Origin of the sequence: Rosenbergiella metrosideri (genome assembly GCF_022602565.1) — a bacterium.
Classification (GTDB): Bacteria; Pseudomonadota; Gammaproteobacteria; order Enterobacterales; family Enterobacteriaceae; genus Rosenbergiella; species Rosenbergiella metrosideri.
This window is the reverse complement of sequence record NZ_JALBCV010000001.1, coordinates 451,842-477,460: the sequence shown is the minus strand read 5'-3', so window position 1 is coordinate 477,460 and position 25,619 is coordinate 451,842. Positions and strand designations below refer to the sequence as shown.

24 protein-coding genes are annotated in these 25,619 nt (G+C 50.9%); 10 read left to right on the top strand and 14 right to left on the bottom strand.

Annotated elements, in window-relative coordinates; translation table 11 throughout:
• Window positions 1-81 precede the first annotated feature (81 nt).
• The gene (locus MKR94_RS02370; RefSeq protein WP_422047492.1) at window positions 82-624 is read left to right on the top strand and encodes a family 43 glycosylhydrolase; all 543 of its coding nucleotides are present in this window, start codon (window positions 82-84) and stop codon (window positions 622-624) included.
• Window positions 625-689: 65 nt separating this feature from the next.
• Here MKR94_RS02370 and MKR94_RS02365 read toward each other — a convergent pair whose 3' ends face one another.
• From MKR94_RS02365 to MKR94_RS02340, 6 genes are all read right to left on the bottom strand, one after another.
• Window positions 690-2,297, bottom strand: coding sequence for a purine-cytosine permease family protein (locus MKR94_RS02365; protein ID WP_241645276.1), 1,608 nt, complete (start codon window positions 2,295-2,297; stop codon window positions 690-692).
• Window positions 2,298-2,366: 69 nt separating this feature from the next.
• On the bottom strand, window positions 2,367-3,101 hold the full coding sequence (locus MKR94_RS02360; RefSeq protein ID WP_241645275.1) for a GntR family transcriptional regulator: 735 nt from the start codon (window positions 3,099-3,101) through the stop codon (window positions 2,367-2,369).
• Window positions 3,094-6,729, bottom strand: coding sequence for an urea carboxylase (gene uca / locus MKR94_RS02355; protein ID WP_241645274.1), 3,636 nt, complete (start codon window positions 6,727-6,729; stop codon window positions 3,094-3,096). The genes MKR94_RS02360 and uca overlap by 8 nt, the downstream gene beginning before the upstream one ends.
• A 1-nt stretch (window position 6,730) precedes the next feature.
• A complete protein-coding gene (gene atzF, locus MKR94_RS02350; RefSeq protein WP_241645273.1) occupies window positions 6,731-8,527 on the bottom strand; it encodes an allophanate hydrolase in 1,797 nt (598 codons plus the stop codon).
• A 225-nt stretch (window positions 8,528-8,752) separates the two neighbouring features.
• Window positions 8,753-10,732 carry a TonB-dependent copper receptor gene (locus MKR94_RS02345; RefSeq protein WP_241645272.1) on the bottom strand — a complete coding sequence of 660 codons (1,980 nt, stop codon included), beginning with the start codon at window positions 10,730-10,732 and terminating at the stop codon, window positions 8,753-8,755.
• A 104-nt stretch (window positions 10,733-10,836) separates the two neighbouring features.
• On the bottom strand, window positions 10,837-11,241 hold the full coding sequence (locus tag MKR94_RS02340) for a DUF2946 domain-containing protein (protein ID WP_241645271.1): 405 nt from the start codon (window positions 11,239-11,241) through the stop codon (window positions 10,837-10,839).
• 173 nt (window positions 11,242-11,414) lie between these two features.
• Here MKR94_RS02340 and MKR94_RS02335 point away from each other — a divergent pair, with 173 nt between their 5' ends.
• Window positions 11,415-12,305 carry a LysO family transporter gene (locus tag MKR94_RS02335; protein WP_241645270.1) on the top strand — a complete coding sequence of 297 codons (891 nt, stop codon included), beginning with the start codon at window positions 11,415-11,417 and terminating at the stop codon, window positions 12,303-12,305.
• Window positions 12,299-13,021 (top strand): alpha/beta hydrolase, encoded by a 723-nt coding sequence (locus tag MKR94_RS02330; protein WP_241645269.1) that lies wholly within the window; start codon window positions 12,299-12,301, stop codon window positions 13,019-13,021. Before MKR94_RS02335 ends, MKR94_RS02330 begins: the two co-directional genes overlap by 7 nt.
• Here MKR94_RS02330 and MKR94_RS02325 read toward each other — a convergent pair.
• Window positions 12,996-13,181, bottom strand: a complete 186-nt coding sequence (locus MKR94_RS02325; protein ID WP_241645268.1) for a YdiH family protein — start codon at window positions 13,179-13,181, stop codon at window positions 12,996-12,998. The two genes, MKR94_RS02330 and MKR94_RS02325, sit on opposite strands and share 26 nt — an antisense overlap.
• Window positions 13,182-13,474: 293 nt before the next feature.
• Between MKR94_RS02325 and MKR94_RS02320 the strand changes: the two genes are divergently transcribed.
• Genes MKR94_RS02320 through MKR94_RS02310 form a run of 3 tightly spaced genes read left to right on the top strand, consistent with a single transcriptional unit; the run spans window position 13,475 to window position 16,715 of the window.
• Complete coding sequence (locus MKR94_RS02320; protein ID WP_241645267.1) at window positions 13,475-14,446, top strand: HlyD family secretion protein; 972 nt, start codon at window positions 13,475-13,477, stop codon at window positions 14,444-14,446.
• Window positions 14,428-15,582 carry an ABC transporter permease gene (locus tag MKR94_RS02315; protein ID WP_241645266.1) on the top strand — a complete coding sequence of 385 codons (1,155 nt, stop codon included), beginning with the start codon at window positions 14,428-14,430 and terminating at the stop codon, window positions 15,580-15,582. Before MKR94_RS02320 ends, MKR94_RS02315 begins: the two co-directional genes overlap by 19 nt.
• Entirely contained in the window at window positions 15,579-16,715 is a 1,137-nt protein-coding gene (locus tag MKR94_RS02310; protein ID WP_241645265.1) for an ABC transporter permease, read from the top strand. The genes MKR94_RS02315 and MKR94_RS02310 overlap by 4 nt, the downstream gene beginning before the upstream one ends.
• A 20-nt stretch (window positions 16,716-16,735) precedes the next feature.
• Here the strand turns inward: MKR94_RS02310 and MKR94_RS02305 are convergent, their stop codons facing one another.
• The 6 genes from MKR94_RS02305 to MKR94_RS02285 all read right to left on the bottom strand — a co-directional run bounded on the left by MKR94_RS02305 (window position 16,736) and on the right by MKR94_RS02285 (window position 20,830).
• Window positions 16,736-16,882 carry a hypothetical protein gene (locus MKR94_RS02305; protein ID WP_241645264.1) on the bottom strand — a complete coding sequence of 49 codons (147 nt, stop codon included), beginning with the start codon at window positions 16,880-16,882 and terminating at the stop codon, window positions 16,736-16,738.
• An 82-nt stretch (window positions 16,883-16,964) separates the two neighbouring features.
• Entirely contained in the window at window positions 16,965-17,324 is a 360-nt protein-coding gene (locus MKR94_RS02300; RefSeq protein WP_241645263.1) for a dehydroquinate synthase/iron-containing alcohol dehydrogenase family protein, read from the bottom strand.
• A 104-nt stretch (window positions 17,325-17,428) separates the two neighbouring features.
• Window positions 17,429-17,584: a hypothetical protein gene (locus tag MKR94_RS17110; RefSeq protein ID WP_422047491.1), complete on the bottom strand. Its 156-nt coding sequence runs from the start codon at window positions 17,582-17,584 to the stop codon at window positions 17,429-17,431.
• A 313-nt stretch (window positions 17,585-17,897) separates the two neighbouring features.
• Window positions 17,898-19,862, bottom strand: coding sequence for an FUSC family protein (locus tag MKR94_RS02295; protein WP_241645262.1), 1,965 nt, complete (start codon window positions 19,860-19,862; stop codon window positions 17,898-17,900).
• A gap of 237 nt (window positions 19,863-20,099) precedes the next feature.
• A complete protein-coding gene (locus MKR94_RS02290; RefSeq protein ID WP_241645261.1) occupies window positions 20,100-20,600 on the bottom strand; it encodes a DinB family protein in 501 nt (166 codons plus the stop codon).
• 68 nt (window positions 20,601-20,668) lie between these two features.
• Window positions 20,669-20,830: a hypothetical protein gene (locus MKR94_RS02285; RefSeq protein WP_241645260.1), complete on the bottom strand. Its 162-nt coding sequence runs from the start codon at window positions 20,828-20,830 to the stop codon at window positions 20,669-20,671.
• A 62-nt stretch (window positions 20,831-20,892) separates the two neighbouring features.
• Between MKR94_RS02285 and MKR94_RS02280 the strand changes: the two genes are divergently transcribed.
• Window positions 20,893-21,036 carry a hypothetical protein gene (locus MKR94_RS02280; protein ID WP_241645259.1) on the top strand — a complete coding sequence of 48 codons (144 nt, stop codon included), beginning with the start codon at window positions 20,893-20,895 and terminating at the stop codon, window positions 21,034-21,036.
• A gap of 101 nt (window positions 21,037-21,137) precedes the next feature.
• Here MKR94_RS02280 and MKR94_RS02275 read toward each other — a convergent pair whose 3' ends face one another.
• On the bottom strand, window positions 21,138-21,890 hold the full coding sequence (locus MKR94_RS02275; protein ID WP_241645258.1) for an aspartate/glutamate racemase family protein: 753 nt from the start codon (window positions 21,888-21,890) through the stop codon (window positions 21,138-21,140).
• 233 nt (window positions 21,891-22,123) lie between these two features.
• Here MKR94_RS02275 and MKR94_RS02270 point away from each other — a divergent pair, with 233 nt between their 5' ends.
• The 3 genes from MKR94_RS02270 to MKR94_RS02260 all read left to right on the top strand — a co-directional run bounded on the left by MKR94_RS02270 (window position 22,124) and on the right by MKR94_RS02260 (window position 25,582).
• Window positions 22,124-23,611, top strand: a complete 1,488-nt coding sequence (locus tag MKR94_RS02270; RefSeq protein WP_241645257.1) for an NCS1 family nucleobase:cation symporter-1 — start codon at window positions 22,124-22,126, stop codon at window positions 23,609-23,611.
• A gap of 70 nt (window positions 23,612-23,681) precedes the next feature.
• The gene (locus tag MKR94_RS02265; RefSeq protein ID WP_241645256.1) at window positions 23,682-24,299 is read left to right on the top strand and encodes a 2OG-Fe(II) oxygenase; all 618 of its coding nucleotides are present in this window, start codon (window positions 23,682-23,684) and stop codon (window positions 24,297-24,299) included.
• Window positions 24,300-24,421: 122 nt separating this feature from the next.
• Window positions 24,422-25,582, top strand: coding sequence for an MFS transporter (locus MKR94_RS02260; RefSeq protein WP_241645255.1), 1,161 nt, complete (start codon window positions 24,422-24,424; stop codon window positions 25,580-25,582).
• Window positions 25,583-25,619 lie beyond the last annotated feature (37 nt).

Sequence of the window (25,619 nt, the reverse complement as noted above, 5' to 3'; positions counted from 1 at the left end):
ATGAGCGATTAGCCTAATCCCCTTATTGAACAACCTGCCGACCCCCATAGTTATCTTCATTCAGATGGGACCTAATACTTCATTGCGTCAGTGCCAGAGTACGACCGCTTAGAGATCTGCCACTCGCCAACGCTAGCGGGGTTAGCAAAAGCTTCGGCAACGGTCATCTGGCGTAAGCCGGACAGCGAGCCTGAATTTGCTTGGGAACCCAGAGGGTTTTGGGTGAATGAAGGCCCAGCCTTTATCGCCCAGGCTGGGAAGGTATTTATCAGCTATTCAGCCGGCGCGATAGTTGAAAATTATTGCATCGGATGGCTTTACGCGGATAAAGAGAGCAACTTTTTAGATCCAGCAAGTTGGCAAAAATGTGCGCAGCCGGTCTTTACCACACATCGACTCAATCAACAGTTTGGGCCAGGCCATAATAGTTTTACACGCAATGAGCAGGGGGAAGAGATATCGGTCTACCATGCTTGCAATGATAAGACGATTGAAGGCGACCCTCTCTACGATCCCAATCGGCATACACGCATTAAAGTCTTTCATTGGGACGACGAGGGGATGCCTTGCTTTGGTGAGCCTGCCGCAGACAGCGTTCGGCCGTTGATAGCTCCTGGTAGGTGAAACCAAGTCACAGGACAGGTGAGGCGACTAAGGTGAAGTGCTTCCCTGAACTTCACCTATCTTGTTTAATGTAGCGTCTTACATAACGAGCAGATCACCCCGTTGTGGTGGGTCGAGAACATCACATCGGGGCGCTCGTAAGACTGCTGGCAAGCGACACAATGATAGAGAGTGCTCACCGGAGCGCCGTGAGTATCGTAACGTGTTTCATCAATCCCGTCGTCTGTCTGTTTAAGGTAATACTTGCCACCGGTTAACAGCCCCATAATTGGGGTCACTACGGCTGCCACCACTAAGGCGATTAACGGCGAGTAGGGCATTAAGAAAGGGCCAAGTAAACCGAAAAAGGCGGCTATGGATAATCCTGCGGCCGCTAAAAAGGCTACCATCCCAACAGGATTAACGTTATAGAGCATGGCTTTTCGGTATTCCGGTAGTTTAGGCGATAACTTTAATAGGTATTTATTGACGGCAATATCTATTGCCACAACGGTGACCCAAGCAATCGCGAAGTTAGAGTAAAAACCTAAAATATTCCCTAACACCGCGAACATATTGCCTTCCATCAGGGCTAAGGCGATGGCGAGATTAATCAGGACAAAGACAATCCTCCCCGGATAGTGGCGGCGTACTCGGGTATAGGCACTGGTCCAAGAGAGTGAACCCGAATAGGCATTGGTTACGTTAATCTTAATTTGTGAAATCACCACTAAAATGACGGCGAGTGTTAAGGCTACCCCACCGGGTAACATTTGATGGAAGGCTGCGTTAAATTGTTGGACCGGTTCGGTGCTATTAATGCCTGGGGTGAGCGTCAACAAATAGAAGCCGAGAAACGCACCGATAGCCTGTTTTAAAGCACCTAATACTACCCAGCCCGGCCCCGCGGAGATCACGGCGATCCACCACGAACGGCTATTTTCACGTGTTTTCGCTGGCATAAACCGCAGGTAATCGATCTGTTCGCCAATCTGCATAATCAATGACAGACAGATCCCCGCCCCCAACATCACCGAGGCGAGATCGGCGCCGGTGGTGCCATTTTTACCTTGGAAGCTGAAAAATTGATCGGTAAGCGTCGGTTGTTGCCAAACGAGATAGAGCACTGGCCCAATCATCAGTACCAACCAGATCGGGGTGGTCCAGATTTGCAGATGGCTCAAGGCTTTCATTCCATAAATAACCAGCGGGATCACCATTAAGGTGGAGACCAGATAGCCGAGCCACAACGGAATATGCAAGCCGAGTTGCAGGCCCTGCGCCATTATCGAGCCCTCTAAAGCAAAAAAGATAAAGGTAAAACTGGCAAAGATAATACTGGTGATCACCGAACCATAATAACCAAACCCCGCGCCACGAGTGATTAAGTCAAGGTCGATATTGTAACGTGCCGCGTAATAGGCGAGGGGAATACCGGTTAAGAAAATAATAATGGCTGCGAACAGAATCGCCAGCAAGGCATTGGTGGTGCCATAGGTCATTCCGATGCTCGCGCCAATCGAGAAATCGGCGAGATAAGCAATCCCCCCTAGGGCAGTGATCGCCACCGTAGCGGCCCCCCAACGCCGAAAGCTATAAGGGGCATAGCGTAAGGTGTAATCCTCTAAAGTTTCATTCACCGAGGGCGATTTTTTCACCGTTTGTTCTCCCTCAACTACACTGTATTCACTCATGATTGACCTCTTTGGTTTGCATTGGGCGCTTGGCGCCGTGGAGGAGTGTCAGTAAAGATGCCTCACTTTTCAGCGAAGGCCTGTTCGCAGAACCTCCTTGTTACCTTCCGAGGCCTGTAACGTCATGCGGGCTTGATGCAAACGATGTAACGTGATTTCTCGAACCGCGGATTTGCTCTCAGAGATATGCAAGGTCAGCAGGCGTAACGCCTGTTCGCAGCGCTGGGCGAAGATTGCCTGTAGGATGGCCCGATGTTGCTGATAGGTAGCCTGAATACGATCATCACGCGTAAAATCGAGTCGACGAATAATGCTTAACTTTTCAGTTAGCTCTGTATGCAAAAGCAGAAATTGTCGGTTGGCCGTCGCGGCGACTAAGGCACGGTGAAAGGCTTCATCTGCTAATGCTACTGGTTTTCCTTGGGTGAGGGGCTGGCTCTCAGCCCAAAACTGTTGCTCTGCGGCCAAGGCTGTGTGGCAGTCCGCAGAAGACATCGCGCATAAGCGGCGCACAGCTTCACATTCCAGCACAATCCGTAAGTCGTAAAGCTCCTCAAAATAGTCAAAGTCGAAGGCCTTTACCTGCCAACCGCTGCGAAACATAACTTCTACATAACCTTCCCGTTCCAAATTAAACAAGGCCTGCCGTACGGGAGTACGGCTAACCTCTAATTGTTGCGCAAGTTCGTTTTCACTAAAACGTTCACCGGGTAAAAGCTGAAAATCGAAGATTGCCTGTTTAACCGCCTGATAGACTTTCGCCGCTAGGGCTTCACGTCCAGCGGTAGGGGGAGCGTTATGCATGCGCCATACCCTCCTCAGCGAGCCGCAATAACACTTGCCCTGGGGTCACTTGCTGTCCCGGTTGCGCAGCAATTTGCGTAATGGTACCGGCGAACGTAGCGGTGATCGATAACTCCATTTTCATTGCTTCAACGATAATGAGTGGCTGACCCACCTCGACGTTATCCCCGACATTGACCAGCACCTTCCAAACATTACCACTCAACTCAGCGCACAGCGGTGTATCAGTTGAGGCTGACGACTCCTCATGATCGAGCGGTTGTGCTAAGGGGGTTGGCAGTTCTTGCGCCGCCCACAGGCTGACCTCTTGTGAGAATGCCTGCTGTTGGCGAGCGCGGAATGCACTGATTGATGAGGCGTTGTCGTGAAGAAACTGTTGGTACTCTGCAAAATCGAACACACTTTCCTCGATACGGATCGTGCCGCGTCCTTCACTAAATGCTTCTCGCTCGGCGGTTAACACGGCTTCAGTGACCGGATAAAAGCGCACTTGATCGAAGAAGTGCAGTAACCAAGGCTGCTCATCACTAAATTGACTGTTTTTAAGAAACTTATTCCAGATCGGTAACGTTCTCCCCACTAATTGGTATCCGCCCGGCGAATCCATCCCGTAGATACACATATACATTCCACCAATCCCCACTGTGCCTTCGGCGGTGAAGGTGCGAGCAGGATTATACTTAGAGCTAAGTAGGCGGTGTCGAGGATCGAGCGGTACGGCACAGGGTGCACCAAGGTAAACATCACCCAATCCTAATATCAGATAGCTGGCAGAAAATAGGGTGTCGCGGACGGCCTCGCGATTTTCTAACCCATTAATGCGTTGGATAAAATCAACGTTGTTCGGCAGCCAAGGCGCTTGGCTACAAACAGTTTCTTTGTACCGTTCAACGGCACCAAGGGTGGCGCTATCCTCAAACGCCATCGGTAACCAGATGATCCGTGATGGGACTTTTAACTGACTCACGTCGCCAAGCTGATCCTCGATCTCGAGGAGTCGGGCCATTAACGCTTGTTGGGTAAGGCGTAAACTGTCGTAGCGAATTTGCAATGAACGCACACCGGGAGAAAGCTCTGCAATACCGTCAATCGCGGCATCATTTAGGGCTTCCATCAGGAGATGGACTCGTAAACGTAAAGCAAGATCGAGAATATTATCGCCATATTCGATCAAGATGTAGTGATCCCCCGCCTGTCGATAATAGACATCGGGTGTTAATGATGTCGCTGCACGCCTTGCCAATAAGGTCGCCGACCCTAGCGCCGTTTCAGTCAGCGAGGGCACGGGGAGCGAAGGCACGCAAGGGGGGATTAAATCGGCAATTGCCGCCTGTTGCGCCTGCTCACGTTCGACGGCGTCTTGATGAGTGATTGGGTAAAAGCGAATACTGTCGCCCGGTTTTAACTGACCCACTTTCCATAATTCAGCGCGGGCAATGGTGACCGGACAGACGAATCCCCCAAGGCTTGGGCCGTCATGGGTGAGAATCACCGGAAAATCGCCGGTAAAGTTGATCGCGCCAACGGCATATTCGCAATCATGCACATTCGACGGATGTAACCCGGCCTCGCCACCATCGGGGCGACTCCAGTCCGGGGCTGGTCCGGTTAACCTGACGCCGAGACGATTAGAGTTGTAATGAACCTGCCACTCACTGGCAAAAAAACGTTCAATACTCTCGGTAGTGAAAAAATCGGGTGCGCCATGGGGCCCATACAAAACGCCAATCTCCCAAGTGGTGCTGTACTGGGGAATCATTTCCGGATCTAGGCCGATAGGCTCGCTGATCGGTGCTGGGGTGGTGCAAGCAGCAAGCGAGGGTTGTGAGATGGCTAGCATGTCTGCCACGCGCAGGGTACGGCCTGCATGGCCGCCAAACTGCCCCAGCACGAACGTAGAACGGCTACCTAAATACTCAGGGACATCGAACCCATTACGTATGGCAAGGTAGGTACGACATCCTTGTTGTGCTCGGCCTAAAGTCAGCGTTTGACCCGCTTTGACGGCGATCGGTTGCCAGTAATCAATGGGTTGGTCATCAAGCTGTGCAGGGCATTGCGCGCCAGTCAGGCTGATCAGGGTGTCGCAATGAAAGCGCAGCGTTGGGCCCTGTAACGTAAACTCTAATCCTGCTGCATCAGGATGGTTACCGACGATTCGGTTGGCCAAGCGGAAAGCATAATCATCCATCGGGCCAGAGGGCGGTACACCAATATGCCAATACCCTAAGCGCCCGGGGTAGTCTTGTACACTGCTAAACGTGCCAGGCTGTAGCACCTCAACAACTTGCGCGAACGGGGTAAAACTGTCGAGGAAGCGTGTTGACACCTTCCCTTCGCGAAAGACTTGCGTGGCGATCACTTGGCGTAAGTAATCCAGATTGGTGGTAATGCCGTGTAACTGGGTAGTCGCTAAGGCTTGCTGTAATGCCTCAAGGGCGGCTTCACGATTCTCTGCCTTAACGATTAATTTGGCGATCATCGGATCGTAAAAAGCTGATACCTCACTGCCTTGTTCGATACCACTGTCTATCCGTACGTCTGTCGGAAAGTGCACGGCGGTCAATGTCCCTGGACTTGGCTGGAAATTCTTTAACGGATCTTCAGCGTAGAGGCGCACTTCAATGGCTGCTCCCTGTGGTGGCTGTTGGAGCCGTTGCCAGTCAAGAGAATCGCCTGCTGCGACACGTAGCATACATTCGACCAAGTCGACGCCCGTCACCGCTTCAGTAATGGGATGCTCCACTTGCAGTCGCGTATTGACTTCCAAGAAATAGAAAGCCTGTTGCAGGGGATCATAAATATATTCCACTGTGCCCGCACTGCGGTAGTTGACACGCTCACCAAGGCGAATCGCCGAAGCAAGTAATGCCTCGCGAAGGGCAGGGGGTAGATGCGGTGCAGGCGTCTCTTCAACCACTTTCTGGTTACGACGTTGTAACGAGCAATCACGTTCGCCTAGGGCGATAACCTTCCCGTTACCGTCGCCAAAAATCTGCACCTCGATATGGCGTGCGTGATCGATATAGCGTTCAAGAAAAACCCCGGCATCACTAAAAAATTGTTCGCCGAGGCGGCGCACACTTTCCCATGCTTCCCGCAACGCGGTGGCATCTTCACAGCGTGTCAGCCCAATGCCGCCCCCTCCCGCTGTGCTTTTCAACATGATGGGGTAGCCGATAGCCTCGGCAGCGATAAGCGCTTCTTCTAACGAGGTGAGCAGCGCGGTACCTGGTGTCATCGGTACCCCGGCTTCCGCCGCTAATTCTCGGGCTCGATGCTTTAAACCAAATTCTGCAATCTGTTGTGCAGTGGGGCCAATAAAGACGATGCCTTGTTCTTCACAGGCAGTCGAAAACGCGACACTTTCAGATAGAAAGCCGTAACCGGGCCAAATCGCTTGTGCACCGCTCTGTTTAGCCGCAGCCACTATTTTATCGCTGCGTAAATAGCTCTCGCTAGCTTTATCTCCCCCCAGCGCGATAGCAATATCTGCTTCTTTCACATGGCGCGCATTGCGGTCGGCATCGGAATAGACGGCAACGCTGGTGATCCCTAAGCGTTTAAAGGTCTTTATTGCGCGGCAAGCAATCTCACCCCGATTAGCAATCAGTACAGTGGTAAACATATTAGTGTTCCTCCTGAGCAGTGAGCCAATTACGCCAGCCACCGAATGCAGTGATCTCCAAGGCGTTTTTAAGCACTGCAGGTTCGCAGATAAATCCTTTGACGGTTCGACCGTCGGTTAAGGTCAGGCTACCGATCCCCAGAGGCGCGGGAATTTCAGCGACAAACTCCCCAAAACGGGCGAGCGGGATATCCCATAGTTCAACAGTAATCGCTTGCCCCTGTTCATCACGTAATAAACCGGGTTTCTTGATCGGCCCATCAAGTAAGGCGAATAGACGATAGTTGTCAGCAGTACGCGTCTCTTCGATCAGTACCGCGTTACGGGTAGTCAGCTGAAAATTGAGTGGCATACCGGTCAGGTGGGCACCGACGACCGCCACGCGAACATGCGTAGGTGAGGGGGGTAATCTCAGTGGTGTGCCGGTAAGCTCACGCCCGGTAGCACCTAAGGGAAGCCGGAGCAAAGACTGCCAACGGCAACCAAATTCGGCGAGGGCGCGATCGTGCCACGCGGGGGCCAATAGGGTAATCCCTGCAGGCAGGCCATCCGACCGAAACGGTGCTGGCAGCGCTAAGGCGCTTAAATCGGCCAGATTGGTAAAATTTGTATAGATACCTAACTGCGAGTTTAACCTAACGGGATCGTCTGCCAGCGCAGTGAGGGTATGAATTGTCGGCGTTGTCGGGACCAGCAGGGCATCGACGTCTGCGAGGCTGTATTGGATCCTACGACTTAACTCGGCACGCAGATACTCCGCTTGATAGGCGTCTACCGCACTGAATGCTTTTCCTTGGCGAATCACTTGATAAACAGTGGGGTCCATATGTTCAGGTTGGTCCAGCAGCGCACCCACTGCGGCGGTTCGCTCGGCGACCCACGGGCCGGCATAAAGTTGCTCGGCTAATTGCTGAAAGGGTGCGAAATCGATCGGCTTAAGCGTCACGCCACTGTTTTCGAGCACGGTAAGTGCTTGCTGCCAAGCAGCCTCAGCCTGCTGATCACCGCAGAAGGTAAGGGTAGTAGGGATGGCAAACTGTGGACGCTTGGCAAACTGGGCTGGGGCTGTCGCGGGATGCTGGCGTGAATAGGACTCGTTTTCATCATAACCAGCGGCTAAGGATGCGACCAGATAGGCATCCGCAACCGTTAAGGCAAAAATTGAAGGGGTGTCGTTCAAACGACAGGCCGGAATGATGCCGCGCGCTGAGATCCAGCCTTTGGTCGGTTTTAGGCCAACAATATTATTAAAGCCAGCAGGAACGCGTCCTGATCCTGCGGTGTCAGTGCCCAAACTAAAGGCGACATATCCGCGGGCAAGCACAGAGGCCGAACCCGAACTTGAACCACCACTAATATAGTCAGGATGAAAGGTATTGCAGACGGCACCATAAGGAGAACGGCATCCGACCAAGCCGGTGGCAAACTGGTCGAGATTGGTTTTCCCCACTACGATGGCACCCGCGGCTTTTAAGCGCGCAACCACGTGCGCATCCTGCTCTGCGATATAGCAGGCGGCAGGACAGGCAGCCGTTGTTGGCCAACCGGCCACATCGATATTATCTTTTACCGCAAACGGGACACCGAATAACGGCAGTGCATCACGCGAAGCGGGGTCTAGGGAAAATAGGGCATCAATTTGGGCGTGCAGTTGTTCGGTACTGCAAAGATAAATCCACGCGTTATCCTGTGGATCGAGGGCTTGTAGGTGCGTGGTCAATATCGATTTTAAGCGAAGCGAATCGTGCTTGGCGTGCTGTTGCCAATCTTTAAGCGTGTAGCCGAAGGTCGCTGACATAGTTGAATCCCAAGTGGTATACAAGATGGGAAAGAGTGGAGCAATAACTATGCCAAGGATTTAGGTGATTGTTTTTTAGAGGTTATTTAATTTTTGTTCGCGAGGGGGTTATTGAGTGATACGGCGGGCGGTGCAGTCGCGCACTGAATTGACGCACTCTAATCCCGCCGTGCCGAGAATAAGAAGAGGCTACACCTAGGTGTAACCTCCTCGCTGAACAGTTGCTTAAAATGTCAGGCTTAGCTTCGCCCAATAGCTGCGGCCCGGTTCATTAATCGGCGTATTGGTGGAATAGCCAAAACTCCCGTTGCCCGCTAAATTCAGGTGTTCGCTATAGGTCTTATTAAGAAGATTATCAATGCCTAGTGTCACCGCGAGCGTATCGGTGAATTGATAACGACTGTTGGCGGAAAGTATCAGGAAGCTGGCACTTGGCCCGAAATCTTTCCCCACCACATTACCTTCATTTCGAGCAATACGGTGTTGGGCGGCGACCCAGCGGACTAATCCGGTAGTCTGCCAATTCCCTTTGTGCCAAATCGCCCCGATCCGTGTTTCTAGTGGCGGAATTTGCGGCAGTGGTCGGTGTGCTTGGCGATTATTGGCTTGGGCATAGCTTAGGCTACTCTCCACTTTCCAGTGGTCTGACAGCTGATAGCTGGCCCCCATTTCCCCGCCAAAAATCAGCGCATCGACATTATCGGCTTGGCTTATCCTTTTTTGCGTTGGCTGATAACGGAACAGGATAAAATCATCTACCCATCCAATATAGGCGGATAGCCAAGCATCGAGTCGTTTATCTTGGTATTTTGCCCCAACATCCAATTGCGTGGTTTTTTCCGGTCTGAGCGAGTGAAACGCAGTATGTTGCCGGTCAGGGCCGTAGGTCGGTGAGAAGAGCTCCCAGTAATCAGGGAAGCGTTCGGTATAGCCTAGACCTGCATAAAGCAGTACCGGGGAGCGCTCCGGCTGGTGCTCGATCCGTAAAAACCCCGCGGGAAGGACGCGGTGGCGATGGGCAGTATGCTGTGTGCGTTTATCGGTGGCTTGACTGATATCTGCCCTGACACCACTTATCAGGTGGTCACCGGGTGCCAGCCTGGTGTTTAGCTCGCTGAATACCCCATAATCACTAAAGCTGGCATCTTCCCGCCAAGCGCCTGAAAATTTACGCCGATGGCTGTTAAGCTGCATATCGACACCACTGCGCAATTCGGCGGCATCGCCTTGCCAGGTCCCCATTACGCGTCCGCCAAGGGTTTTACGGCCAACTTCTGACCGCATTGGCATCGTCATTCCGGCCATGGGGTGGCGTAGTGAGAAGTTATCCATAACATGGTCGGCATTGTTGTAATACAGATGGCTCGTCAGTTCGGTAAAGGTCTCGCTAATATTTTCCTTTTTAAACGTTAGCCCCAGGCTCTGCCGCTTAAATTGCGAGCCATCCATGCCTCGACCCGCATACCGGGCGTTACCATTACCTTGTCCTGCGGTAAGCTCTAATAAAGTATCGTCATCGGGGGTCCAGCCAATCGCGATATCGCTATTCCATTTTTTCCATTTCGACGGCACGCGATGCCCATCTCCATCTTGGTAATCGTTAGACTGTGCATGGTTACCGGTTAAGCGTAGGTAGCCTTGCGAGTTGCCTAAACTGATATCGGCATTCTGATCCTGACGTTGGTTCGAGCCCATTACCAAGCTGGCTTCTCCTTTAATACCGGGAGCAGAAAAAGAGGGCGGTAGTCGATCAAAGCGAAGCGTACCTGCCGAGTTGCCTGGTCCCCATAGTACGGTCTGCGGGCCTTTAGTTAAGGTCATCACATCGAAATTCTCAGGGGAAAGATAGGAGGAGGGGGCATCCATTCGACTGCCACAGGCACCTAACATCTCACTGTCGTTCATCAACATGCGTAAGCGCGAGCCAAACATGCCACGAAATACGGGGTCACCATTGGTTCCGCCATTACGGATCTGGGCAAAACCAGGGATGGTTTTGAGATAGTCGGCGCCATCGCTGGCGGGTAGGGGTTGGCGCGGTGTTTTCGGTGAGCTGATCACTTCCAACGGCGAGACAACTGGTGCGCTAATAATCAAGGTCGAGGGATTTTCGCCACGATCGGTCGGTGACGCGGCAACGGCTTGCTGGCTATGAGCCACCAGTAGCGCAAGCATGAGAGGGGATAATCGGGTGTGATAAGACATAATAATTTCCTCACTGCGCAGGCGTGACAATGCCTAGCGCAAAAAAAACGCTAAATCGGCCTCGATAACAGCGTATCGGGCAACTTAATGGGTAACCTAACGTTCTACAAGGAAGGTGGTGCGCGTGCTTGGCTTGATGACCAATAGCCCGTTAAAGGCCGTGTGATAAGCGGGGGAAGCGCTAGGGTCTGAAGCGGGCAGTAAACAATGACCAGCGCGAGCAGAATTATCCACGGCAGAAAGGGGAAGTGCGCCAGTAACTGGCAATAGCCACAGGCCATATCGTCGAGCATTTTCCGATCGAAAGCCGGTGTTTGAGAAGACGTTGAAGGCGACATCATCGCGCATTGATCGTGAGGGGCGGTCATAGCGGCCATCGAAGGCATAGTAGAAGCGATAGGGGGTGCGGCCTGAAGGTTCTTCGAGATAATGGGGGCGATAAACAGCATAGCAATTGAAAAAATCGCTAACTTTGCGGCTACACGGTAAAATTTTGCGAAGTGATGCAAAATGCTGAATTCCCAATTCCCTATCTAGAGTGCGGCGCTATCTTATCGCAAAAGTGATTGAGGGCCTATAAAAACCTCAGTTTTTATAGGGTGTTATTTATGCCCAAACCGTATCAATTAATGGTAGGGTATTGGCCTCCAATTACCTGCCAACGATAAAGAAATAGCTGACTATGCAACATGCATTAACCGCGATAATCACTTTATTCGCGACCCTGGCCTTAGGCTGGCTAGTGGGGTCCAAGTGTTCGTTAACACTCCGCCACAAGGTGGTCAAATCCTTAGGTATTATCGTCCTCCTATTGTTATTCAGTATGGGAATGGATTTTGCGCAAGTGCTGACCCAAGGTGAAATGGGCAGTGCCATCATCCTGCACGCGTTGTTGCTCTCGGGACTGATCACACTATTCACCGGCGCATTACTGATACGCAAACCCGCCGCCATTCATCATGACGGCCCATTACCCTCGCTATTCTCGGCTTTTAGTGGCTGCCTTAAGGCAATCGTGGCGTTTATCGTGGGTGTTACGATCAGCTATTACACCCATTTCAGCCTGAATAGTCTGGGGCTCTCGAGTAATAGTGTGCTCTATGTCATGCTATTTTGTGTAGGAGTTGATCTAGTTGGCTTCCGTTTTGGTCGGGTGACCCGCCAATGTGCCAGCGTACCGGTGGCGGCGATCCTTGGCTATATCCTCGCCGCAGGGGTATTCAGCCTATTAACGTCCTTTAGCTGGCAGCAATCACTGATGTTGGGCAGTGGCTTAGGCTGGTTCTCGCTATCAGGTCCGATGATCCATCAACTTGCCGGTGCGCAGATGGGGGCTATCGCCTTTATGACCGACTTTTTGCGCGAACTTTTAAGCATCGTCTTCCTCTACTTTTTGGGCCGTCGTCAGCCTCTTGCCGCGGTCGGTTTAAGCGGTGCCGCAGCAATGGACTCCGCACTACCTTTTATTAAGCAAAATTGTGATGCTTACTATATTCCCTATGCCATCTTCAGTGGCTTGCTATTGACGCTGGCCGCTCCCTTTCTTATCACTCTGACGGTGGCCCTATGTTAACGCGCTGCTTACTAAAGTTCAGGCTAGCGAGTTTGGCCATGTTGCTGTGCTGGGTGACGTTCTCGGCAGAGGCTGCCTTGGAAGGGATATTACTCGCGCCGCCGTCTGGGCAATCGCCTCAGCGGCTGCTGGTGTTGTTACACGGTTATGGTAGTAACGAGCAAGATTTGCTGCCGCTGGCCGACTATGTCGCGCAAGACTATGCCGTCTTGAGCTTGCAAGCCCCCATTACCCTGGGCGCACATCGTTTTGCTTGGTATCGAAACGGTGCGAGCGCGCAGGCAGATATCACTGCGGCCCGTCAACAGATACTTACGCGCGTGTCGCAGATCCAGCAGCAGTTATCCATCCCGCCTAACCGCACGCTGCTTGCCGGCTTTAGCCAAGGGGCGGTAATGAGTTGGAGTATCGTTTTGAACGCGCCATATTCGATTGGCGCGGCGGCTATTTTCAGTGGAAAGCTGCCAGAGTCGGTTGGAACTCCCACCCGCCAGCAGAACAGGGGGGATTTACCGCAACTGTTTGTCGGGCACGGACAAAATGATCAGCGTATCGCGCTGGCCTTGGATGAACAGGCTGCCGCGCTCGCCCAACAGCGGGGTTACGCGTTGAGCTTTCATCGTTATGCGGATCTCGGCCACGGCATCAACCCGCAAGAGCTGACAGACTTCAGGCAGTGGGCTGCCGGTCTTAGCCTTCAAAAACCATCGTCGTAGAGGCCTGTTCACTGCTGCGCGGCGCCTTGAGAAGGCGTGCGAACTCTACTTCGAGTTTTTCTATCTCATGCAAAAACTGTGCGGGAGTATAAGGGCGTTGTTGTTGGGACGCATAAGCGATAGCCAATTCTTTAGCCGTAAAACGCTGTGTTGAAAACATAAGTCAGCTCCTCTCGTTGATAAAATAAGTGTAAGAGGGGCGAGCAATAAAATAAAATGGGTTTAATTGATTAGTGTGATGGGTAAAACTTTGCGCAGATCCTCACTTAAACAGTGCCTACGCTTAGAGTAAAACCCTTTCTTAATCAAAATTAACCCTTTCAACATCGACTATACTTCGCCGTCAGGTAAGATTTCGTGTCTTGCGCAGTGCATTTTCTCAATGAGTACATTACGCTTATAACAACATAAGAGGGAAATCAGTGTCCGGCTGATTAATTCTGGAGTAGGTTAATGAGTAAAAAAATTATTTTTACTGTTTTAGTGATGATAGCGATTGTTTCACTAGCCATTTTTTTTAGAGTCCAAAATCAAGATTTATTATTACAAGGTGAAGTTGACGCACCGGAAGTGATCGTCGCGTCTAAAGCCAAAGGGCGCGTCGTAGAGCGCCTGATTGAACGCGGTGACGATGTCAAAGCGGGGCAGGTTATTATTCGTTTGGATGCGCCTGAATTGATCGCCCAGTTGAAAGCGGCCGAAGCGGCGCGCGATCAGGCTAAGTTTACCTTAGAGATGTCGCAGAACGGTACGCGGGAAGAAAGTATTCGTCAGTTAACGGCAACCCTTGCCGGGGCAAAAGCGGATTACCAAACCGCCGAAGCGACCTACCGTCGTAATCAAAGTGTGGCAGCGAAAGGTTATATTTCTGCTCAAGATTTAGATAGTGCCCGTAATTCTCGTGATACCGCTCTGCATTCTATGCAAAGTGCACAAGCGAATTTAGATGAAGCAAAACATGGCGATCGCTGGGAGCAACGCGATGTTTACAGTGCGCAGTTACAACAAGCTGAGCAAGAATTAGCGGAAATAAAAGTTCAGACAGATGACCTTAATGTGAAAGCACCTGTCGATGGCGAGGTTGGCCCGATTCCTGCTGAAGTAGGGGATTTATTAAGTGCCTCCAGTCCGCTTGTGACCCTAGTACGCTTACCTCAAGCTTATTTTGTGTTCAATTTACGTGAAGATATTCTTGCTCATGTACGCAAGGGCGATGTGATTCATTTGCGCGTCCCGGCACTTAATAATCAAGTCATCGAAGCCCGTGTTCATTACATTGCACCCTTAGGTGATTTTTCGACCAAGAGTGCGACGCGTGCGACCGGTGATTTTGATCTCAAAACCTTTGAAGTGCGCCTATGGCCCACCCACCCCGTTAATGGTCTCCGTCAGGGAATGAGCGCGCTATGGCAGTGGAAACGATAAAAAAAGGCTTTAGAGCCTTTCGTCGGTCCTTCAATAAAGAGATTCGCACCAGTTCACGTAAACCAGCTATTCACTGGTTAACCTGGTGTTTCCCTTTACTGCTTTTTTGGCTATTGAGCAGTAACTTCTCGGAAGGGACCCTGATGAATGTTCCGGTCGCCGTGGTCGATAACGACCATAGTGAACTCTCTCGTGAATTGATTCGAAAATTGGATGCTAGCCCTCATGCTAAGCTAACCGAGTGGGAAGGGGGATTGAATGAAGCCTTACATAAGATGCGTACGGCGCAAGATTATGGCTTAGTCTATATTCCGCCAGATTTCGAGAAGCATTTACTTGCCACGAAACAGCCCAAGGTCGCCTTCTACTATAACGGACTCTATTACGGCGCTGGCCTTTACTCTACTCAGGACTTTTCTGGATTAGTCACTGCGCTGAATAGTGAGTACCGCAGCATCGTCGAGGCCAAAATTGGCAAGACAGTCCCATCCTTGCCTTCGGTCTCCTTAGTCTATCGCAGTCTGTTTAATGCCAGTGGGAGCTATATCTATTACCAACAATTTGCTGCCACCATTCATCTCATTCAGCTGTTTGTAGTGACTAGCATGATTTACGTCCTCTCGCGAAGTAAATCCCTTATCTATGCTGATCGCTTCGGTTGGGCACTTCTAGGAAAACTCGCGCCTTATACCTTGGTGTATACCACGATGTTGATGGGAGAGATCGCACTGTTGGTCTGGGTTTTCTCAGCACGATTTGTAGGGGATCCTTACTATATGTTTTTTGTTGCCTTCTTTTACATTATGGCGGCGCAAAGTTTGGGGCTGATGTTATTTACCTTTACCCGTACGGCAATCAGTGCTTATACCCTAATGGCGATCTTTGTGACCATTGCCTTAGCGTTTTCTGGCCTCGGTATGCCCGAGCTATCAATGCCGTTACCGGCGCAGGTTATTGCCAATATGGAACCCCTGACTCACGCCTTGTATGCCATGTTTGATCTATTTATTCGAAAAGTACCTGCTGAACCGGTGATTGGCGTTTGCGCCCTATTGGCCGTCTACCCTGTTATCGTTGGGCTGTTAGTGTTCCGTCGTCTACCTAAACGCTTACGCGACCAAGAGGCAATGGTATGAGCACTTACTGGGCTACCTTCAAAAAAGTACTGGCAGGGATGCTAGAAAAGCCGATGTGGGCGATGTTGCTGCTGTCACTCTGTCTCATCAGTATGGTCTATGCGAAAGGGACGGTATGGGAAATGCCGGTCGGTGTGGTCGATCTTGATCATAGCTCTGCTAGCCATCTTTTAACTCGTAATCTTGACGCGAGTCCCAAATTAAACGTGAAATCCTACGATCAATTGGGTCAAGCAGAGCTGGATATGGGGTACCGAAAACTCTATGCTGTGATTGAAATTCCTGTCGATTTCGAAAAGAAGATGTTATCCGGGGTCAGCGTATCGATTCCTGTTTTCGGTGATGCGACGAACCGCTTACCGAATGGTCAAATTCAGCAAAATGTCGTGGCAGCGTATCAACAGATGCTCAATCAGTATGAAGTCGAATTGATGATGAAGAATCAATTCACTCAGGCTGAAGCGAATGTTGTTCTCACGCCGATGACCGGCCTGACCTTACCCCTGTTTAACCCAGGTATCAGTTTCGCCGCGATTATCTTCCCCGGCCTTTTGGTGATGTTACTGCAGCACTCCTTACTGATTGCGAGCGTCAGGGTTTGTTTGATGATGAGTACAGAAGGGCGGCCTAAGCTTCCTGTTGTCTTAGGTGCACTCTCGGCGCTGATCCCGATCTGGTTGTTCTTATCGATCGTACTGTTCGCACTTTGGCCGTGGGTTCTGGGGTATAAACAGGCGGCTTCTATACCAGTAATTTTACTGCTGACGTTCCCATTCCTTCTTGCGGTACTGGGACTGGGGCGATTATTGACAGAGTGTATTCGTCGTGTCGAGATGATCTATCTGACCTTGTCGTTTATCACCACGCCGGTTTTTTATATTTCAGGTACCATTTGGCCGCTACAAGCCATGCCAAGCCCGGTCAGGTTTATTTCCAGTATATTCCCATCAACCTGGGCCATTAAAGCGATTGCTGGGATGAATCAGATGGGATTATCGTTACGCGAAGCCTTACCCAATATCTGTATGTTACTGCTGCTATTTGCCCTATACAGTATTGCTAGCTTTGTGCTGACCTTCCTCCGCGATAGACGGCTTATTAGTCGACTGATCCATCGCGGAAGCCAGCATTAACAAGACTCCCCAACGGTCTGTCAGGCTTGAGTGTCCAGCGTGGCCCGTTGGGTGGCACTGTAATCCACTAATGAATTTTTATTGGTCGAGCGCTGAGCCAGCGCGGTGACCTCCTCAGCGCATAGGGTGTAATCGCTCTGCCAAAACGGACTACAGGCGTTATCCATTATCCATAACGTTAGGTGCCGCACCGGGGACTGTTGCTGCGCGAGGGGGAAAAAGTCGATGGTTTAGGCTATACAATAGCTGCTATTGTAGGTCATTATCGCTGTTGGCAAACAGATCGAAAAAGGGCAACAGTAATTGGCCGCAGACCTTACCCTGATACCAACTTTTATAGGCACCTATCTCATCCGCTATGCCATGGATCACGCCGAGCCCGGCGCTTGCTAAGCAGAGTCTACCTAGCCACGATGCATTGAATATTTTCTCCCGAGCCATATCACCCTCCAAGGCTAAATTCGGCCAAGCCTCAACAAACAGCGCTAATCCGATAGAGCTTAGCGCGTAAATTAACGGCGAAGCGCTGCGAGAAAGATAAGCCTCGGAAAGATGCGTAAAAGTATCGATGCCGCACTGTGTCAGTATGTGAGCAGGTGTTCCCTTCATCAGCCTCCCATCTAAAATGGCATAATCTAGCACTCAGTGGGGATGGCGATTAAGGCTAAACGGTCACCGCTAAGGGAGGTATCACCCACCTTTTCAAGGTAACGCTAGGTAGGTAACGGATGGCAGGCGAGGGTACTGAAGGCTTTACCCGCATCAAGAGTGCTCCCGCCACCGATGGCGATAACCGTACGGCAGGCCTCGCTAGGTGGCGCCCCCGCATCAAGCTGCGGCGGCGAGGCTTCTTCTGTGACCTCCCCAATCTCGACTCAATGCGAATCGAGGCTGGTCGATAGAGCAGACCAGTGGGGCCCTTTCAGAAAAGAAGGTGATGCAAACAGCAGGGCCTCCCCCGGGGTGTGAGCTAAAAGTGCTGGCAATTCCTGAAGCGATCCAGCGCCACTGAGTGTCTGTTGGTGACTGCATAATGCTGTAATGGATGACATAGCAAGGCTCCCTATTTTTGCTTTACTCTAGCGTCTGACCGGCTAAAGGGTGTAGGCAATGATGCTACACTCTAAGCCCTGTCTATCGCGAGCGGGAGAATTCTCAGAATGGCCGCTAACCCTGTCACGACTACCCGGCGATTAACGGCGCCCTATGCTGTTCAAGTAACCGCTGTAAATCTTCAACCACTAGGCTCAGCTTTTCCGGAGTCGGCAGCGGCAGGATCTGCGCGTGATACCGCTGTAATAGTGACTGTAACTGCTCGAACGCGCGCTCACGTTGTAAGGCCAATTTGCTGGTGGCGAGCAATGTTGCGCAGTCGCGAATCTCTTGGTGAAATTCGGCTAAGCCCGGAAAGTTATAGATAGTAATGGCATTAATCCGCCGGTAGATAATGATCAGATTAATTGCTAATTGATAACGATGAAGCGAGCGACTGTCCAACGTAATCAATGACAGCAGTTGATCGTAAAGTGCGCTGAGTCGGTTTTTCTTACGGCGCTGTGGGTTGGTGGTTAACGTCTGCAATGCGGTTACCAATATATTGCGGATTAACGCATTGGCGAGATGAGTTTTATGCAAGTCGGGGATAATCGCAATAATTACCATTGAGATAATTGCCCCGAGGATCTGGCCAAGCCCGCTTTCTAAAGTATGGCTAAAATTAAAGGTCTCAGGGTTGGTAATCGGGATCAGATTGAAAATAAACATCAACGACGCACCGCTCCCTAAAATTTTATATTGCACCGCGAGGGAGAGAAGAAAGACTAAGATGCCTAAGGCTATCAGGAGCAAGGCAAAACTCTGTTGGGTTGCTGGCAGGATCAGCAAGTAAAACAGCATACTGACCGGGATGATATAAATCATGCCATAAATAAAATCGAGGCCTAACGCTTTAGGGCTCTCCGCGCGCATTGCTAGCGTGGTGACGATACTGGCGATAATTAAAAAGCCACTTATAGCGGTAGGGTCCATCACCAACCACAGTGCACAGCCGACAGCGGTCGTGACAAAGGTTCGCATAGCGTTGATAAAGGCATGTTTGCGTTGCGCGGTGCGTGCGGTGGTTAAGGTGTAACGCGCGATAATCTCTTTTTCGATCTGGTGCAAGGGTTGGTGCGAATGCAGGCCACGCAATAAAATCCGCATCTCTTTCATCGCGTTAAGCCAAGCACTGAGTGCATAAGGCGTTTGTGCCGCAGGCAATTGATGAATAAGCTGGGTAAATTGATGTAATTTTTGATTTAACTGTTCTGGGGTCTGGCACTCGTCTTGAAATAAAAAGTACCAATGGCTATTTCGTTTATCCGGGCGTTGCTGGAAGTATTGCTGTGTCTCGTAGGTCAAGGTCAGAAGGTGAAAGAGGATCCCATTAATCCCCTTTAGACGACGATGCATCATTACGGAGTAATGTGAGGATTCCATGCGCAAGGTCTGGCGCATGGCTTGCAGGGCTTTCGCTTGAGTCAGGTGAGCGCGGAACAGGTCTTCGAAGTGCGGTGTCTCGTCATTGGTGAAGCAGTGGGACAAAAGTTGATAGCAGCTATTGGGTAACTCCGCAACCCGTTGATCGATAGTGCGTTTTACCGAACGGGGCAGGAACAGTAGATCAGAGAATATCAGGCAGAGTAGACCCAAGGTAATTTCAAAGAAGCGATAGAGCGCAATTTGCAGCACGTCGTGTGGGGTCTGCCACGCCGTGACTAAGATGATAAAGACCGAGTACCCGGCTAAGCCAAAAGCGTAACTGATCTCTTGTTTCACGACGGTAAATAGCCACGAGAAAAATCCCGCCCAAGTACAGCAGGCGAGCAGTAATAACAGAGGGACGCGGCTAAAAAAAGTCATGATCAGCACGCCGCCGATACAGCCGACTGCAGTACCAATTAAGCGTAGGAAGCCGCGAAAGCGCAATACGCCGCTCATCGGTTCGCCACCACTGGCAAAGGCAGGAGAGGCGGCGATAATGGCGACCGTCATCATTGACCATTTAGGGGTATCGAGTTCCAGAATAAAACTTAACGCCAGTGCCAACAGCAGCGCACAGGTGGTCTTACAGGCAAAGCGAAGCCGGTAAAAAAGTGAGTTATGCATTGTTTTTATAATCTAAAAATAAAATTTAGAAAAAGGGGTGATGCCTACTGACAAGGCTGCATTAGGGAGCGTAACTAGACTGTTGAAAACATGGTGGCGTTTCCACAAATGGGCGTGAAAGCTATATTACGCTTTTCGTGAAAAAGTGAAAGGTTGATCGCCATCAAAAAAAATAGAATTTTTTGTGGCGATTTATTTTTTTTATCGTAACGCCAACTCAATGCCTTCGGCGAACCCTTAGACCGACAGTTCAGGCAGTGAGGCATGGTCACGCAGAAAGACAGTGAGTACATCTTTGGGGGGGATGCCTCCCGCTTGGGCGATCAGCCATCCTACGGCGCCTCGGTGATAGCTACTATGGTGCAACATATGCTCAACCATCTCTATGGCGCTCATCGCCCCCTGTCCGCCGTCAACAAAGTTAAAGGTGATGGGTTGCGTAGGGGTAGACCACTGCTCGACATAGGAGAGATACCACTCACTGCATGCTGCCATGTCGCGGGCCAGATCGGTCACTGTAGGGGTCTCGACGGTGTTTAGCGCACGATAACCGTGATCGATACCTTGTAGATTACCTTTGAAAATCGCATCAACAACATAAATATGATTCATCAATCTGATCATTATTTTTTTCTGTTCGGCGTATAGCGAGTCGTCGATTGTGGCGATAGCGGCTAAGGTTTGCTGATCGGCCCAGCGTTTAAAGGCGAGTAAAGTTGAAATACTAAAGCTTGCCATAAGGGATTCCACCTAAAGGGATGAGGACTAGATTATTCATCAGCCCGTCACAGAAAGCGAGGGGCATTTTATCCAGACGTGCGCAGTAACGTACAAGCGTATAGATCCTGCGGCAAGCTCTCTTTTTTAGCAGAAAAATGATGCTTGATGCGATAGACCACGTGCACGTTTATGTCGAAGATCTCCCTGCGGCGGCGCAGCGGTCCCAGCAATTGTTGGGCTTCCAGCACGATGAGGCCTTTGCTGACTGGTACGCAGAGGGCGGTCCCTATGTGATCCGCAGTGGCGCGGCGTGCTGTCGCTTTTTCAGCGGTCTGCCGTCACTCCCGAAAATACCATAGCGTTCGCCATTCAGGCGACGAAGATCCCCGCGCTGCTGGCACGATTAGCACAGTTTACCCTCGACTATAGGGTGGTCGATCATCAGTTAACCTAGTCAGTCTATTTTCATGACCTCAGTGGTAATCCGCTGGAAGTGACTTGTAACGATTATGCGGCAGCAACGCCTGTGATGGTTGCTGCCACGCAAAAACAGTCTTAGGGGGATGGGCGGGTTAAACAGCTTGCGTAGGGGCCGGTAATCCCCTTATTGCGTGGAAAGTCGAGATCCCCCCATTTACTGGTGGTGACGCCGAGATTTAACAGCGATTCCATTAAGCTGACCGCTGCGCCGACGCCATCAATCACCGGCATCTGTAATGTCTCACTGAGTTCGGCGGCCAGATCAGCCATCCCTCCACAACCAAGAATAATCGCACCGACATTATCTTGGTGTTTGACGTTTAAACAGAAGTCACGGACTTTCTGCTGTGCCATGCCACTCCCGTCCTCTAGGCTTAGCACCGGTAGATCGATCGCATGCACGGCCGCACAGTGATCCTGAAAGCCATAACGGTGTAAGAGGTGGCGAGCAATAATTACCGTACGCGGCAGGGTGGTGACAATCGAAAAACGGGTCGCGACTAAGCTGGCGACATGCATGGCGGCCTCGGCAATACCCAGCACTGGACCTTTAGCCAGTTCGCGTGCCGCCAGTAATCCTGGGTCACCAAAGCAAGCGATAATGTGGCCATCGACGCCGCGATCCTCGCCCTCTCTGATGTGCTGCAAAATTCCTAATGTGGCGACCGCTTCATCGAAATGTCCCTCGATAGACGGGACGCCCTCTTTGGGGCATACCGCCTCGATCTCGACACGCGACCCTGCAATCGCGCGGGCGGTGTGTGCCATAGTCTCGGTCATGGCCTGACTGGTGTTAGGGTTGATCAGTTGAATACGATGGCGACGCATAAAGGCTCCAGTGAAAAAGGGTTGCACAGTCACTGTGCAATGAGAGTGTCACTGCACACTTATGAATCTCTTAGAATTACACCAAGCGGTTATTTATATCAACCTCAGGGCTGGAATCAAGCGGTAGCAGGCGCTGTCAGTGGCAATGAAATCATTGTTTCAAGGAAATAATAATTGGTATGTTATTTGCAGCCTAAGGTTATCAGTACGATTTCGTTCACGAGGATGGCACTATGGCGCAGCAAGATTCGACAACACCACACTCCTACCCGGCCAGTTATAGCCCAAGATTGACCAATGACGATCTGGCTCCGGTCAGTAATCAACATTGGACGTGGTACAATATTTTTTCGTTCTGGATGTCGGATATCCATAGCATGGGTGGCTATATGGTGGCGGCCAGCTTCTTTGCTTTGGGCTTAGCAGGGTGGCAGGTGCTGCTCTGTCTTCTGGTTGGAATCTGTATTGTGCAGGTGGCCGCCAATTTAGTCGCTCGACCCAGTCAACTGACTGGCGTGCCTTACGCCGTGGTCTGTCGTCAGGCCTTCGGGGTGTTCGGTGCCAACATTCCGGCGGTAATCCGTGGATTGATCGCTTTCGCTTGGTACGGTATTCAAACTTGGCTCGCCTCCAATGCACTGCTATTAGTGTTACTGAAGTTTTGGCCAAGCCTTACGCCGCTCACTGTGCCGCATTTTGTCGGTTTATCTGCACTGGGTTGGATCTGTTTTGCGGTAATGTGGTGCTTACAGGCCATGGTATTCTGGCGGGGCATGCGTACCATTCAGGCCTTTATCGATATTGCCGGACCTGCGGTCTATATCGTGATGCTTGCCTTGGCCATTTGGATTATCTCACAAACGGGTTGGCAGGGGATTTCTCTGACGCTCTCCGAAAAATCCCTAAGCACTTCACAACAAACCTGGCAGATGATCACTGCGGTATCGCTGGTGGTCTCCTATTTCTCTGGCCCGTTACTGAATTTCGGCGATTTCGCGCGTTACAGCAAATCAATGAAAGAGGTTCGCCGGGGCAATCGCTGGGGGCTGCCGTTTAACTTTTTATTATTCTCCGTGATAACAGTCATTATCGTTTCTGGCACTAAGAGTCTATATGGCCAGATGATCACTGACCCCATCGAGACCGTGGCCCACACAGGCAATGGCTTAGTGATGGCCTTGGCGCTGTTGACGATGATGACCGCAACTGTCGGGATCAATATCGTCGCCAACTTTGTTTCGCCTGCCTTCGATTTCTCTAACTGCGCCCCGCAAAAGATTAGCTTTCGTATGGGGGGCATGATTGCCGCGGTCGGCTCAGTGTTACTGACGCCTTGGAATTTATTCCAATCGCCAGAACTGATTCACTATAGCTTAGATGTATTGGGTGCCTTTATCGGACCCTTATTTGGGATTTTGTTGTGCGATTTCTACCTGATCAAGCGCGGTAAAATTGAGGTCGATGAGCTGTTCAATGCCTCTAAAAATGGGCGCTATTGGTATCAAGGGGGTGTCAATCTTCGCGCCATTGCCGCCTTAGTGCCTGCGGTTGTCATTGGCTTGGTGATAAGCTTTATCCCAAGTTTACACGCGGTCGCCAATTTCAGTTGGTTTATTGGCGTAGGCATTGCCGGCGCGGCGTATTTTATGCTGCATCCACGTGAAGCCGTTGCACCTCAGTCCACCACCTTATCCAGCAATTTGGTTACCGGCAAAGAATGATGATACTTTGCGGCGAAGACATAGTGCCTAATCGAAACTGAAGGTATACTGCGCATCCCTTAGGTTGTGGATGTCGCAGTGGATTATGGTTAATTCGAATAAGCTTATTGAGCAGTTGTGTGAGCAAGGTTGGTATTACCAACAAAATGTTATCCCCGGCGAATGGGTAACAGCCTTAGCCGATCTCTGTCATAAACGGACCTTCTTGCAAGCAGGGATTGGCCAAGGCATAAAGAATATTATCAACGAAGCGATTCGTTCGGACAGTATCAGTTGGATTGACCCGCGTGAAAATGATCCTGCAGTGGTGTACTACCTCTCGCTAGTCGATGAGATTAGGCAGCTGCTGAATCAGGAATTCTATTTGGGATTAAATGGCTTCGAGGGGCACTTTTCTCGCTATCCACAGGGAGCATTTTATAAGCCCCACTATGACTGTTTCGCCCAAGATAAGCGCCGTGCCGTCACCCTGATATTCTATATCAATCAAAACTGGCAGCCCGAAAATGGCGGTCAACTCTGTTTACATCTCCCAGAAGGGAAAAAGGTTATCGAACCCGTGGCGGGCAGTATGATCTGTTTCCTATCAGAACAAATTTTACACGAAGTATTACCGACGCAAGTCGAGCGAATGGCGCTAACCGGATGGTTTGTTCGGCATTATGGGCAAGACTACTTTTACAGCTAGTCCAGGACAAAATATCCCACTTAATTTTCAGAAATGTGATCCACATGCCATACTAGTGGCTTGCTTTTTTTTATGTGGCAAATATGCCCTGCTTTTTCACACAGTCATTGAATGAGGTCGTTGTGTCACAAACGAAAACTAAACATCTTGGATTAGCCCAGCTGGCACTAGCCCTCGGTGGCTTCGCCATTGGTACCGGCGAATTTGTTATCATGGGATTGTTGCCGGACGTGGCGCATGGATTAAACAGTTCTATCACCCGAGCGGGCGATGCCATCAGTAGTTATGCCCTGGGCGTGGTGGTGGGCGCACCCCTGATCGCGGTGCTGTTTTCACGCATGCCACGTCAGCGTTTATTGATCGCCCTGATGGGGCTGTTTGCCTTAGGTAACGTGGCCAGCGCCCTTGCACCAGGCTATCTGTCCTTTGTCTTGATGCGTTTTATCACCGGGCTACCGCACGGTGCATTCTTCGGAGTAGCCTCGCTGGTCGCCGCTTCGATGGTGCCGGCGCATCAGCGGGGTAAAGCGATTGGCCGTATGATGTTGGGCTTAACCGTTGCAACGTTACTTGGCGTACCGGCGGTATCATGGATTGGCCATCACTTAAGCTGGCAGCTCGCTTTCTGGTTTGTGGGCGCCTGTGCGGTCGTCTCATTGCTCATGATCATTCGCTATGTGCCTTTCAGCCAAGGGGATCATTCAGCTCACCCGTTACGAGAACTGACGGCGCTTAAAAAGCCGCAAGTACTGTTAACCCTACTAACCGGCGCGACCGGATTCGGTGGGATGTTTGCGGTCTTCAGCTATATTACGCCGACGATGATTCACCATGCGGGGATGAGTGAGGCGCAAATTCCTTGGGTAATGGCTGCCTTTGGTCTTGGGATGATTGCTGGTAGCACCTTAGGCGGTAAATTTGCCGATTGGAGTGTGCGCAAAACCATCGGTCTGTCATTGTTATGGAATATCGCCATTATGGTGCTGTTCTGCTTCCTATCGAAATATGTCGTGACAGGCTTCTTGGCGACCTTCTTGATCGGTACCGCAGGGCTGCTGATCCCTTCACTACAAATTCGTTTGATGGATGTCGCCGGTGACGCACAAACCTTAGCGGCAGCGATGAATCATTCGGCGCTGAATATGGCTAATGCGTTAGGCGCTTTCCTAGGAGGTGTTGTGATTGATGCAGGCTTGGGTTGGGTGTCAACGGCTTGGTTAGGGACAGTATTAGCGGTCATGGGACTGATTATTTTCTTACTCTCATTACGGCTGAAGCAATAGTTTTACGCTTCCCGGCCCCTTAGGGGCCGGGAAAGAT

Coding starts and splice junctions, on each gene's coding strand:
- MKR94_RS02365 (WP_241645276.1), bottom strand. CDS start 2,297: ATGAGTGAATACAGTGTAGTTGAGGGAGAACAAACGGTGAAAAAATCG.
- MKR94_RS02360 (WP_241645275.1), bottom strand. CDS start 3,101: ATGCATAACGCTCCCCCTACCGCTGGACGTGAAGCCCTAGCGGCGAAA.
- uca (WP_241645274.1), bottom strand. CDS start 6,729: ATGTTTACCACTGTACTGATTGCTAATCGGGGTGAGATTGCTTGCCGC.
- atzF (WP_241645273.1), bottom strand. CDS start 8,527: ATGTCAGCGACCTTCGGCTACACGCTTAAAGATTGGCAACAGCACGCC.
- MKR94_RS02345 (WP_241645272.1), bottom strand. CDS start 10,732: ATGTCTTATCACACCCGATTATCCCCTCTCATGCTTGCGCTACTGGTG.
- MKR94_RS02335 (WP_241645270.1), top strand. CDS start 11,415: ATGCAACATGCATTAACCGCGATAATCACTTTATTCGCGACCCTGGCC.
- MKR94_RS02330 (WP_241645269.1), top strand. CDS start 12,299: ATGTTAACGCGCTGCTTACTAAAGTTCAGGCTAGCGAGTTTGGCCATG.
- MKR94_RS02325 (WP_241645268.1), bottom strand. CDS start 13,181: ATGTTTTCAACACAGCGTTTTACGGCTAAAGAATTGGCTATCGCTTAT.
- MKR94_RS02320 (WP_241645267.1), top strand. CDS start 13,475: ATGAGTAAAAAAATTATTTTTACTGTTTTAGTGATGATAGCGATTGTT.
- MKR94_RS02315 (WP_241645266.1), top strand. CDS start 14,428: ATGGCAGTGGAAACGATAAAAAAAGGCTTTAGAGCCTTTCGTCGGTCC.
- MKR94_RS02310 (WP_241645265.1), top strand. CDS start 15,579: ATGAGCACTTACTGGGCTACCTTCAAAAAAGTACTGGCAGGGATGCTA.
- MKR94_RS02305 (WP_241645264.1), bottom strand. CDS start 16,882: ATGGATAACGCCTGTAGTCCGTTTTGGCAGAGCGATTACACCCTATGC.
- MKR94_RS02300 (WP_241645263.1), bottom strand. CDS start 17,324: ATGAAGGGAACACCTGCTCACATACTGACACAGTGCGGCATCGATACT.
- MKR94_RS02295 (WP_241645262.1), bottom strand. CDS start 19,862: ATGCATAACTCACTTTTTTACCGGCTTCGCTTTGCCTGTAAGACCACC.
- MKR94_RS02290 (WP_241645261.1), bottom strand. CDS start 20,600: ATGGCAAGCTTTAGTATTTCAACTTTACTCGCCTTTAAACGCTGGGCC.
- MKR94_RS02275 (WP_241645258.1), bottom strand. CDS start 21,890: ATGCGTCGCCATCGTATTCAACTGATCAACCCTAACACCAGTCAGGCC.
- MKR94_RS02270 (WP_241645257.1), top strand. CDS start 22,124: ATGGCGCAGCAAGATTCGACAACACCACACTCCTACCCGGCCAGTTAT.
- MKR94_RS02265 (WP_241645256.1), top strand. CDS start 23,682: ATGTCGCAGTGGATTATGGTTAATTCGAATAAGCTTATTGAGCAGTTG.